The organism is Pseudomonas sp. Sample_20, from assembly GCF_004307585.1.
Lineage (GTDB): Bacteria > Pseudomonadota > Gammaproteobacteria > Pseudomonadales > Pseudomonadaceae > Aquipseudomonas > Aquipseudomonas atacamensis.
This window is the reverse complement of sequence record NZ_RCOA01000013.1, coordinates 1-11,364: the sequence shown is the minus strand read 5'-3', so window position 1 is coordinate 11,364 and position 11,364 is coordinate 1. Positions and strand designations below refer to the sequence as shown.

At 60.2% G+C, this 11,364-nt stretch carries 12 protein-coding genes; 8 read left to right on the top strand and 4 right to left on the bottom strand.

The genetic code is table 11. The features are described from left to right. Positions 1-98 precede the first annotated feature (98 nt). Together coaD and D8U70_RS01895 are read left to right on the top strand one after the other, a co-directional pair. Positions 99-578: a pantetheine-phosphate adenylyltransferase gene (gene coaD / locus D8U70_RS01900; RefSeq protein ID WP_003229157.1), complete on the top strand. Its 480-nt coding sequence runs from the start codon at positions 99-101 to the stop codon at positions 576-578. A gap of 145 nt (positions 579-723) precedes the next feature. After that, entirely contained in the window at positions 724-975 is a 252-nt protein-coding gene (locus D8U70_RS01895) for a YfhL family 4Fe-4S dicluster ferredoxin (RefSeq protein WP_057723493.1), read from the top strand. 125 nt (positions 976-1,100) lie between these two features. Here the strand turns inward: D8U70_RS01895 and D8U70_RS01890 are convergent, their stop codons facing one another. From D8U70_RS01890 to D8U70_RS01880, 3 genes are read right to left on the bottom strand one after another with little or no spacing between them, the layout of a single operon-like run. After that, positions 1,101-1,424 carry a multidrug transporter gene (locus tag D8U70_RS01890; protein WP_076564452.1) on the bottom strand — a complete coding sequence of 108 codons (324 nt, stop codon included), beginning with the start codon at positions 1,422-1,424 and terminating at the stop codon, positions 1,101-1,103. A 56-nt stretch (positions 1,425-1,480) separates the two neighbouring features. Continuing rightward, on the bottom strand, positions 1,481-2,293 hold the full coding sequence (mutM, locus tag D8U70_RS01885) for a bifunctional DNA-formamidopyrimidine glycosylase/DNA-(apurinic or apyrimidinic site) lyase (protein ID WP_016772703.1): 813 nt from the start codon (positions 2,291-2,293) through the stop codon (positions 1,481-1,483). 12 nt (positions 2,294-2,305) lie between these two features. Further along, positions 2,306-3,118, bottom strand: a complete 813-nt coding sequence (locus D8U70_RS01880) for an HDOD domain-containing protein (RefSeq protein ID WP_160769650.1) — start codon at positions 3,116-3,118, stop codon at positions 2,306-2,308. 228 nt (positions 3,119-3,346) lie between these two features. On the opposite strand from D8U70_RS01880, the gene D8U70_RS01875 reads away from it, so the two are divergent. The 6 genes from D8U70_RS01875 to ilvD all read left to right on the top strand — a co-directional run bounded on the left by D8U70_RS01875 (position 3,347) and on the right by ilvD (position 11,066). Continuing rightward, complete coding sequence (locus D8U70_RS01875) at positions 3,347-3,886, top strand: type 1 glutamine amidotransferase domain-containing protein (protein ID WP_071172203.1); 540 nt, start codon at positions 3,347-3,349, stop codon at positions 3,884-3,886. A gap of 161 nt (positions 3,887-4,047) precedes the next feature. Then, on the top strand, positions 4,048-5,244 hold the full coding sequence (locus D8U70_RS01865; protein ID WP_041476837.1) for a class I SAM-dependent rRNA methyltransferase: 1,197 nt from the start codon (positions 4,048-4,050) through the stop codon (positions 5,242-5,244). 451 nt (positions 5,245-5,695) lie between these two features. Continuing rightward, positions 5,696-6,769, top strand: coding sequence for a SagB family peptide dehydrogenase (locus tag D8U70_RS01860; protein ID WP_130928191.1), 1,074 nt, complete (start codon positions 5,696-5,698; stop codon positions 6,767-6,769). Continuing rightward, positions 6,766-7,743 (top strand): diiron oxygenase, encoded by a 978-nt coding sequence (locus D8U70_RS01855; RefSeq protein WP_071172201.1) that lies wholly within the window; start codon positions 6,766-6,768, stop codon positions 7,741-7,743. The genes D8U70_RS01860 and D8U70_RS01855 overlap by 4 nt, the downstream gene beginning before the upstream one ends. Next, entirely contained in the window at positions 7,736-8,968 is a 1,233-nt protein-coding gene (locus tag D8U70_RS01850; protein ID WP_122748343.1) for an MFS transporter, read from the top strand. Before D8U70_RS01855 ends, D8U70_RS01850 begins: the two co-directional genes overlap by 8 nt. Positions 8,969-9,224: 256 nt before the next feature. Further along, positions 9,225-11,066: a dihydroxy-acid dehydratase gene (gene ilvD, locus D8U70_RS01845; protein ID WP_016772696.1), complete on the top strand. Its 1,842-nt coding sequence runs from the start codon at positions 9,225-9,227 to the stop codon at positions 11,064-11,066. A 223-nt stretch (positions 11,067-11,289) separates the two neighbouring features. On the opposite strand, the gene D8U70_RS27900 is transcribed toward ilvD, so the two are convergent. Then, positions 11,290-11,364 (bottom strand): hypothetical protein (locus D8U70_RS27900; RefSeq protein WP_241664630.1); only part of this gene is annotated, 75 nt, incomplete at its 5' end.

Below are 11,364 nucleotides of genomic sequence, written 5' to 3'. Positions count from 1 at the left end.
ATCGTCTATAGTGCTTTCTTACCCAACAGGCGACTTGGCCGACCGGGAAGGCTGCGATACCATCCGACTCCCCAACGGACTCCCGCCAGGACGACGCGATGAACCGAGTGTTGTACCCAGGTACCTTCGACCCTATTACCAAGGGCCATGGCGATCTGGTCGAACGCGCCTCGCGCCTGTTCGATCACGTGATCATTGCGGTCGCCGCCAGCCCGAAAAAGAACCCGCTGTTCCCGCTGGAACAACGGGTCGAACTGGCTCGCGAGGTCACCAAACACCTGCCGAACGTGGAAGTGGTCGGTTTCTCGACGCTGCTCGCGCATTTCGCCAAAGAGCAGAACGCCAATGTGTTCCTGCGTGGTCTGCGTGCGGTGTCGGACTTCGAATACGAATTCCAGCTGGCCAACATGAACCGCCAACTGGCGCCGGATGTGGAGAGCCTGTTTCTCACGCCGTCGGAGCGTTATTCGTTCATTTCCTCGACGCTGGTGCGGGAGATTGCCGCGCTGGGCGGCGATATCAGCAAGTTCGTCCACCCGGCCGTGGCCGACGCGCTGACCCTGCGCTTCAAAAAGTAGGAGCTGCCGCAGGCTGCGATCTTTGCTTTTGAAGATTGCAGTCTCGTGCCCTTGATCGCCCCCGCGTGCACTGCGCTCGCCAATGCGGCACAATTGCGCGCATTGATTTATAGCGCCCGGGCCTGCCGCCCCGGCTGGAGTTAGCATGTCCCTGATCATCACCGACGATTGCATCAACTGCGACGTCTGCGAACCCGAGTGCCCGAACGCCGCCATTTCCCAAGGCGAAGAGATCTACGTGATCGACCCGAACCTGTGCACCCAGTGCGTCGGCCACTACGACGAGCCGCAGTGCCAGCAGGTCTGCCCGGTGGATTGCATTCCACTGGACGAAGCCCGTCCGGAGACTGAAGAACAGTTGATGGAGAAGTACCGCAAGATCACCGGCAAGGCTTGATCTCTTCAGCGCCCGTCCGGCCCTCTTCGCGAGCAGGCTCGCTCCCACATTTGCAATGCATTCCCCTGTGGGAGCGAGCCTGCTCGCGAATGGGCCATCAGCCACACCACTGAAACCCGATCAGCTCACTCGCGCTGCTCAAACCCCTCCCCTGTACACCCCAGACACCGCACAAACGCCGCTTTCGCCGGGTCAACCACCAGCGCCTGACCGGCATCGCCAACACCGCCGCCCAGTGCGGTAAACGGCAACGACACCACAAACGCTCCCGCACCGATCACCGTGGCCACCACCAGCAAAGGTCGGGCAATCAGCAGGTCGCCAAGCATGGCGTAGGCCGGGGGATTCTGGATGGTGTAACGCGGATCACCGCTGCCGGTTTCCGAGGCCTGAACGGCCAGGCTGGAACACAACAGCAGCGTGACGAAGAAGACTTGCAGGACTTTCATGGCACGATCCTTCGGGCTGAGCAGTGAGACTTCTCACTATAGACCGAAGGATTTTTTCACGTCTGGCAGCGCGGGCAAAACACGCTGGCGCGCTGGCCCAGCTTCACTTCGCGCAATCCGGTGCCGCAGACCTTGCAGTGCTGCCCTCCCCGGCCGTAGACAAACAGCTCCTGCTGGAAATAGCCCGGCTGACCGTCGCCGCCAATGAAATCGCGCAATGTCGTGCCGCCACGCTCGATGGCGGCGGCGAGGATGCGTTTGATCTCGATTGCCAGTTTCAAGTAACGCCCGCGGGAAATGCCCCCGGCTTCGCGGCGCGGGTCGATGCCGGCGGCGAACAGCGCTTCGGTCGCATAGATATTGCCGACCCCGACCACCACCGCGTTGTCCATGATGAACGGCTTGACCGCCATCGAGCGCCCGCGTGACAGCTGGAACAGGCGCTCGCCATCGAACAGATCGGTCAGCGGCTCCGGCCCGAGGCGAATCAGCAGTTCGTGATTGAGCGGGTCGTTGCTCCACAGCATTGCGCCGAAGCGTCGCGGATCGGTGTAGCGCAGGGCCAGTCCCGACTCCAGTTCGATATCGACGTGCTCGTGCTTCAACGCCGGCAACCCGGCCTCGACCAGACGCAGATTGCCGGACATGCCCAAATGGCTGATCAGCGTGCCGATCTCGGCGTTGATCAACAGGTATTTGGCGCGCCGCTCGACCAGCACGATGCGCTGCCCGGACAGGCGCACATCGAGGTCTTCGGGGATCGGCCAGCGCAGGCGCCGGTCGCGGACGATGACCCGGCTGACCCGCTGGCCTTCCAGGTGCGGGGCGATCCCGCGACGGGTGGTTTCGACTTCCGGCAGTTCAGGCATGGTGTCCTCGGATCAATGCGCGCCGAGGTCGCGAATCGTTTGTTTGAGTGTTTCGAAGTCGTAGTCCGACAGACCGACGTAATCGAGCACCAGCGGGCCCACCGCGCTCCACTCGAAATCCTCGCTCTGGTTGCCCAGCACGCGATAAGAGGCGCAGATGTGCTCGGCCATTTTCAGAATCGCCAGCAAGTTTTTCAGTTGGCTGTTCTTCGACGATTCGTCGCTGAAAATCGCCAGCGCGTTGTGGTGGTTGGCGATGGCGGCGCTGACATGCTCCGGCAGGCGCCAGGACTTGGCGGTGTAGTAACCGACCACGGCGTGGTTGGTGTTGAACACACGGTTTTCCGTATCGACCACGCGGCATTCCGGGCTGGCGCTGGCGTAGGCCTCTTCCAGCACGGTCATGTAATTGGGGAAACGCTGCAGCATCAATGGCACGCCGCAATCGTGGAACAGGCCCAACGCATAGGCTTCGTCACCGGCCTGGGTGCCTATACGCTTGGCCAGGGTCAGGCAGGTCATCGCCACATCCTGCGCGGTGTCCCAGAAACGGTTGAGGGTGACGATGGTGTCGTCGTTCATCTCGCCCTTGATCGACTGCGCGTTGATCAGGTTGATGATCGAGCGGCTGCCCAACAGGTTCACCGCACGCTGGATCGAGGTGATCTTGTTGCTCAGGCCGTAATACGGCGAGTTGACGATTTTCAGCAGCGCGCCGGACAGACCGGGGTCCTGAGAGATCAGTTTGGCGATCACCTCCAAGTCCGGGTCGGGCATGTACTGCTCCATTTGCAGATCCACCATGATCTGCGGTTGCGCCGGCACACTGATGCCTTGCAGCGATTGTTGAATCTGTTCGGTGGTCAGCTCTTGGGACATAAGTACACACTCCGGGGCAGGCGGCGATTCTAACCGCTGAAACCGCAGGGCGACACACCGATGGGCACATCGCCGGAACTTTCATCTGTGCCCAGGCTTCGGAATCTGTAGGGCGCATCGGACCTCAACGGTCCGATGCGAAGGCAAAATCTCCACAGACTCAGGAGCTTACCGATGGCAACTTCCCTCAATGGCAAACGCGTCGCTATTTTGGTTACCGATGGTTTCGAACAGGTCGAAATGACCGGCCCCAAGGATGCCCTGGAGCAGGCCGGCGTGCAGGTCGATATCCTCTCGGCCGAGGCCGGCACCGTCAAAGGCTGGAACCATGACAAACCGGCGGACGACTTCCCCGTCACCAACACTTTCCAGGCTGTGAGCGTCGATCAATACGATGCCGTGCTGCTGCCCGGCGGTGTGCAGAATTCCGACACCATCCGTATCGATCAGGATGCTCAGCATCTGGTCAAGACTGCCGCTTCGGCGGGCAAGCCGATTGCCGTGATCTGTCATGGCAGCTGGCTGCTGATTTCCGCAGGGCTGGTCAATGGCAAGACCATGACCAGCTACAAAACGGTCAAGGACGATCTGGTCAATGCCGGGGTCAACTGGGTCGACCAGGAAGTGGTCAAGGACGGCAACCTGATCAGCAGCCGCCAGCCGGATGATGTGCCGGCGTTCAGTCAGGCCCTGATTGACGCACTGGCTGCGTAAGCGCCGAAATCCTTTCGCGAGCAGGCTCGCTCCCACAGGTGAATGCATTCCAAGTGTGGGAGCGAGCCTGCTCGCGAAGGGGCCATCCGCTTTTCATCGCAGGCCAGACCGGAGCACGCGTCAACACGCTATACTCCCGCTCTTTTTTCCGGAGCGACGTCATGTCCCTGCCTAGCCTGCGCCTCAAAGCCAACGCCGACCGTCGCCTGCGCAACGGCCACTTGTGGGTCTACAGCAACGAAATCGACGTGGCCGCCACGCCTCTGCACGGCTTCAAGGCCGGCGATCAGGCGGTGCTCGAAGCCGCTGGCGGCAAGCCGTTGGGCATCGTCGCCATGAGCCCGAACAACCTGATCTGCGCGCGCCTGCTGTCGCGCGACATCAAACTGGCCCTCGACAAGTCGTTGCTGGTGCATCGCCTGAACGTCGCGCTGTCGTTGCGCGAGCGTCTGTTCGACAAGCCGTTCTATCGTCTGGTCTACGGCGACTCCGACCTGCTGCCGGGTCTGGTGGTCGATCGTTTCGGCGACATCCTCGTGGTGCAGATCGCTTCGGCGACCATGGAAGCGCATAAAGACGACGTGGTCGCCGCGTTGACCCAGGTGCTCAAGCCAAGCGGCATCCTGTTCAAGAACGACTCCGCCGCCCGCGACGCCGAAGGCCTCAACCGCTACGTCGAAACCGTGTTCGGTCTGGTACCGGAATGGGTCGCGCTGGAAGAGAACGGCGTCAAGTTCGAAGCGCCGGTCATTCAAGGGCAGAAAACCGGCTGGTTTTACGATCACCGCATGAACCGCGCGCGCCTGGCACCTTACGCCAAGGGCAAACGCGTACTTGATCTCTATAGCTACATCGGTGGCTGGGGCGTGCAGGCCGCTGCGTTCGGCGCCAGCGAAGTGTTCTGCGTCGACGCCTCTGCATTCGCCCTCGACGGTGTCGAGCGCAACGCCGCGCTGAACGGCTTCGCTGACAAGATGACCTGCATCGAAGGCGACGTCTTCGAAGCCTTGAAGGAACTCAAAGCCAGCGAAGAACGCTTCGACGTGATCGTTGCCGATCCGCCGGCCTTCATCAAACGCAAGAAAGACATGAAGAACGGCGAAGGCGCCTACCGTCGTCTCAACGAGCAAGCCATGCGCCTGCTGACCAAGGACGGCATTCTGGTCAGTGCTTCGTGCTCCATGCACCTGCCGGAAGATGATCTGCAGAACATCCTGCTGACCAGCGCCCGTCACTTGGACCGCAATATCCAGATGCTCGAGCGTGGCGGTCAGGGTCCGGATCATCCGGTGCATCCGGCCATCGCTGAAACCCGTTACATCAAAAGCATCACCTGCCGTCTGCTGCCCAACAGCTGATTGCGCTTGAACACCGGGGAGCCACTGAGCTCCCCTTTTTTTTTGCGCGCCCTCCCCCCGTTTTTTTCACACTCGACATGAGTGCCCTGCCCTCTTCCTACAACTTCTTTCTCGCCGCCTTGCAGGAAGTTTCGTCATGCCTGTAAAACATGGAAATTAAACCTACACAGTAAGCCTCCTGCAAAAGATCACTCCGACAAAATTACTGGAATATTCCTACTTAATATCCGCTTGCCAATATTCGATTACAAACTAATATGAAGTTGTCGCAACGAAGCGACTCAACTACCAACGAACAAGGAGTTCACATCATGAAAACCATTTATCTCGAAACAGACAAACTCGCCAACCTGGCCTTTCTGGTTGCAGCCACCGGCCGCTAAGTAGCCTGGACGCCGGAGAGTGCCGGCACTCTGGCGTCCATCAGACTTTTCCTGAGTGATCTGAACCCATGTATATCAATCCTTTTCTTTTTATATTGCCGCGCCCGCCCGGACAAGTAGTCTGGAACTACAAGAACCACACTCAACACGAACTTGATCTTGAATACTCCCATCGCCTCGCCAGCCTTATACACAACCCTGATATATTTGACCCCAATAACATAATAGATAGACAACTTCTGGACGCAGGCATTCTAACAACTTCAAAAATAGACACCCCGGATTGGGGCTGGGATGAACTATCGAAGATTTATCACATCGGCACACAAAATATACCTTGCGCACATACGCCTCGGAATATTCACGAGTGGTCCAGGCAATATCTGGCGCACTGCAGCGAAGTGCTGGCGAAGCCAGAACCTGCAGACACCCGGGCGCCGCGATCAGTGCAGCCCTTGATTACCCTGCCCGTACCGGGCGCCATTAATCATGACAGCCTGACTCAGGCCCTGATGAGGCGCAAAACCTGTCGTTCCTACACCGGTGCCGCGGTGACACTGAACGAGGTCGGCACGCTGCTCTATCTGACCCTTGGCTATCTTCCCCCGCGCGAAGATGCCCACGCCGATCCGGTCGCGCCGGGTCTCGAGGCCCGCCGGAGCTGCCCGTCCGGCGGCGGATTGAACGCCTGTGAGGGATTTGTCCTGGCGCAAAATGTCAGCGGGCTGGAACCCGGCATCTACGCCTACCACCCTGCCGAACACGCTCTGAGTCGGATCAATGCGCTGCCGGATCCGGAACTGGGCCAATTGCTCGGCGGCCAGCACTTCATCAACAACCTGCCGCTGGGCGTGTTCATCACCGCCAGGTTTGATCGTCTCTGGTGGAAGTACGAACACTCGCGCGCCTATCGCATGGCATTCATCGAGGCCGGTCATCTCTCGCAAACCTTTCAACTGGTAGCAACAACGCTGGGGCTGAACACTTGGCTGACCGGCGCATTTGCCGATGCACAGGTTGAAATCCTGCTCGGCATCGCCGGCAGCGCCGAGCAACCGCTGTTCTTTGTCGGTTGCGGCGAAAGCGATGGTCACACCATGTGCCAGGAAATGCGTGATCTGCTCAGCGGAGCACAGTCATGATTCCCACGGCGATGGACGAGAGCGAAGCCCCGGTGTCATGGTCGCTGAAATTCACGCTTCCAGACTGGGAGAGCCGTGCATCGGTACGCAGCAGTACCCATGACTACCGTTTACCGGGCGATGTCGAGCAGCAATTGCAAACCCGCTACTGGTTCCCCCCGGCCTTCGTGCCCTATCTGGCGCATCCGGCCATCCAGGCCAAGGGTCGCGAAACCCTGCACCGCCTTACCGCCAATCATCTGGTGTATTTCCTCGATTACACCACCCTGCTCGAACACCGCATCGTCAACCGCGCCGTGGAAGTCATCGCGCACCGCGAACTGCCCATCTACATACCGCTGCCGATGAAACATGCGGCACTGCAGCTGTATACCGACGAGGGCTACCACGCGCTGTTTTCCAACCAGATTGCCGAGCAGATCGCTGCGTATTACAGCATCACCCGGCGTCCGGTCATTCCGAAGCGAATCAGCCGCATGAACGCCTTGATCGCGCGCACGCCGGAGAAAAACCGCGCTCTGGCCTGGTTCCTGCTGGGATTTGTCTCGGAAACGATCATTGCCCGCGAGTTGCTGGAGGTCTGCCGCGACACGCTGGTGTCCAGCGTGAACGACATGCTGCGTGATCACCTTGCCGACGAAGCCCGGCACAGCCGTTATTTCGCCGAAGCCTTCCATTATTTCTGGATTGCGATGAACAGTCGTCAGCGCCTGTTCGCCAGCAAGACCCTCGTGGAGATCATTTCCATCTTCTTCGAAGCGGATGAAAGCTGGCTGCAACAAAGCCTGCGTTCGGCCGGTATCGCCGAGATCGACGTGATGGAGATTGTCGGCAGCACGGTAACGGTGCAGGCCAACCGCGCTCGTGCACGCGCTGGCTGCAAGCCTACTGTGGAGGCCCTGCACAAGGCCGGCTTCTTTGCATTGCCCCATAACCAGACACTCTTCGCCAAAGCAGGATTGATCGATGGATAAACACAGCCGTGCAACCACCCGCCGACAGCAGCGCGGAGCAATCAGCCTGCTGCTGGCGATGATCCTGCTTGGCGTGTTTCCGCTGGATGTGCTGCTGCCTTCCTTTCCGGCATTGGCAGCCCACTTTGGCCGATCGTCAAACGACATCGCCCTGTCGATCAGTCTGTTTGCCGTGGGCATCGCATTTGCCCAGTTATTGATCGGCCCGTTGTCCGATGTGATCGGGCGCAAAGGTCTGCTGCTTGCCGGCATGAGCGTGTCGCTGCTCGGCGCACTGGGCTGCGTGCTGAGCAATGACTACACGCTGTTCCTGATTTTCCGGGTGATGCAGGCGCTGGGATGCGGTTGCTTCGTGCTGTCCCAGGCACTGGTGCAGGATCTGTTCGAAGGCAACGAGCGTGATCGCCTGCGGATCCTGATGGTCACCGCCACGGGCATCTTCATTTCGGTATCACCATTGGCGGGCACGTTTCTGCAGGCCACGCTCGGCTGGCGCGGCAGCTTCTGGGTGTTCATCGCCTTGGCCGCCGTGGTTCTGGTGAAGACGTGGCGGCTGCTCGATAACAGCCGGCCCGTTCAGAATGGGCCACATGGGGGTTTCATAAAGCCCTACAGATTGGTGCTGAGCAATTTCGAATTCGTCGGCTGCTGGCTGATTTCCGCCTTCGCTTTCGCCTGCCACTTTTCCTTCATTGTCATTTCGCCGCTGATCTTCATGGAGCAGCTGCAGATGGCACCTTACGATTTTGCCTTGATCCTGCTGATCTACGGCGCCGCCTATGTCTTTGGCGGCCTGTTCGCCAGCGTGCTGAATCGGCATATCAATGCGCAACAGCAGATTTTCACCGGGCTGAGTCTGATCCTGCTCTCGGGACTGGTGATGCTCTATCTGGCGGCCAATCATGATCTGTCCGCGGCGACGGTGCTGATTCCGATGCTGATCTGCACGGTGGGCACGACCATTTCACGACCACCGGCCACCTCACGCGCCATGAGCCTGTTCGCCGAAAATGCCGGCGCATCGGCGTCCGCCGGCAGCACCATCATCTTTATCTGTGGCGGGCTGGTCAGCGCCTTGATCAGCCTCGGCCCGGCCAACCTGCAAGCGACGCTGGGTTACGGCTTCGTGGTGTTGAGCGGCGTATCGCTGTTGCTCAACAGCGTGATTGGCCGTCGCGTCAGCAACCTGCGCAGCAATCCGGTGATGCCAGGAGGCGACCACTGATCCTGCCAGTCGTCATCCCGCGTGCCTCTTCAGCGGGGGAACAACGCTTTGCGCCATTCCCTCGCGACGCCAGCGGTGTAGAATCGCCTCATTCATCGCCATTCATCCCCGGCGGGTTTATGAGCTCAGGCTGAGACCAGCGGCGATCCCGCAACGTCATCGGCAGCTTCCGGACACACGGCCATTTTTCGGGTGTTTCAGAGGTCAACAGAAGCTCACTCCCCTTTAGTACGTGATTAGCCGCCCGGAGTGCTCCATGCCAGATTACCGCTCGAAAACATCCACCCACGGCCGCAACATGGCCGGCGCCCGCGCACTGTGGCGCGCCACCGGCATGAAAGATGACGACTTCAAGAAGCCGATCATTGCCATCGCCAACTCGTTCACCCAGTTCGTCCCGGGGCATGTGCACCTGAAGGACCTGGGTCAACTGGTCGCCCGCGAAATCGAACGCGCCGGTGGCGTGGCCAAGGAATTCAACACCATTGCTGTCGATGACGGCATTGCCATGGGCCACGACGGCATGCTGTATTCGCTGCCGAGTCGCGAGATCATCGCCGACTCCGTCGAGTACATGGTCAATGCCCACTGCGCCGACGCCATCGTGTGCATTTCCAACTGCGACAAGATCACCCCGGGCATGCTGATGGCCGCGCTGCGCCTGAACATCCCGGTGATCTTCGTCTCCGGTGGTCCGATGGAAGCGGGCAAGACCAAACTCGCTTCCCACGGCCTCGACCTCGTCGACGCCATGGTAATCGCCGCCGACTCCAGCGCTTCTGACGAGAAAGTCGCCGAGTACGAGCGTAGCGCCTGCCCGACCTGCGGTTCGTGCTCCGGCATGTTCACCGCCAACTCGATGAACTGCCTGACCGAAGCACTGGGTCTGGCCTTGCCGGGCAACGGTTCGACTCTGGCTACCCACAGCGACCGCGAACAGCTGTTCCTCCAGGCCGGTCGCACCATCGTCGAGCTGTGCAAGCGTTACTACGGCGAGAACGATGACTCCGTGCTGCCGCGCAACATCGCCAACTTCAAGGCGTTCGAGAACGCGATGATGCTCGATATCGCCATGGGCGGTTCGACCAACACCATCCTGCACTTGCTCGCAGCTGCCCAGGAAGCCGAGATCGATTTCGACCTGCGCGACATCGACCGTCTCTCGCGCAGCGTGCCACAGCTGTGCAAAGTCGCACCGAACATCCAGAAGTACCACATGGAAGACGTGCACCGCGCCGGCGGCATTTTCAGCATCCTCGGTTCGCTGGCCCGTGGCGGCCTGCTGCACACCGACCTGCCGACCGTACACAGCCGCAGCATGGAAGAAGCCATCGCCAAGTGGGACATCACCCAGACCAGCGACGAAGCCGTGCATCACTTCTTCAAGGCAGGCCCTGCGGGCATTCCGACCCAGACCGCGTTCAGCCAGTCGACCCGTTGGGAAACCCTCGACGACGACCGTGAAAACGGCTGCATCCGCAGCTTCGAGCACGCCTATTCGAAAGAAGGCGGCCTCGCCGTGCTGTACGGCAACATCGCGCAGGACGGCTGCGTGGTGAAAACCGCCGGGGTCGATGAGTCGATCCACGTCTTCGAAGGCAACGCGAAGATTTTCGAAAGCCAGGACAGCGCCGTGCGCGGCATCCTCGCCGACGAAGTGAAGGAAGGCGACATCGTCATCATTCGCTACGAAGGCCCGAAAGGCGGCCCGGGCATGCAGGAAATGCTCTACCCGACGTCCTACCTGAAATCCAAAGGCCTGGGCAAAGCCTGCGCGCTGCTCACCGACGGGCGTTTCTCTGGCGGTACTTCCGGCCTGTCGATCGGTCACGCTTCGCCAGAGGCTGCGGCCGGTGGCGCGATTGGTCTGGTGCAGGATGGCGACAAGGTGCTGATCGACATTCCGAACCGCTCGATCAACCTGTTGGTCAGCGACGAAGAACTGGCGGCACGCCGCGCCGAGCAGGACAAGAAAGGCTGGAAACCGGTCGAGGTGCGCCCACGCAAAGTGACCACCGCGCTCAAGGCCTACGCCCTGCTGGCGACCAGTGCCGACAAGGGCGCGGTGCGCAACAAGGCGATGCTCGACGGGATTTGAGGCAGCTACAGCTGCAAGCTGCAAGCTGCAAGCTGCAAGCAAAGGTGATCGTTCCCACGCTCTGCGTGGGAACGCCTCAAGGGACGCTCCGCGTCCAGTGACGCGGAGCGTCACGGGCTGCATTCCCACGCAGAGCGTGGGAACGATCAAATAAGCGCCAAGCTGCAAGCAAGAGCCGCCTTGCTTTTTCTTGCGGCTTGTAGCTTGCCGCTATCAGCTGCTTTTATTGGATTTCTTCCGGCTTGACGATCACCCAGTTCTTGTCCGCCGTCACCGGCAAGCCTTCCTTGGCCTGGGC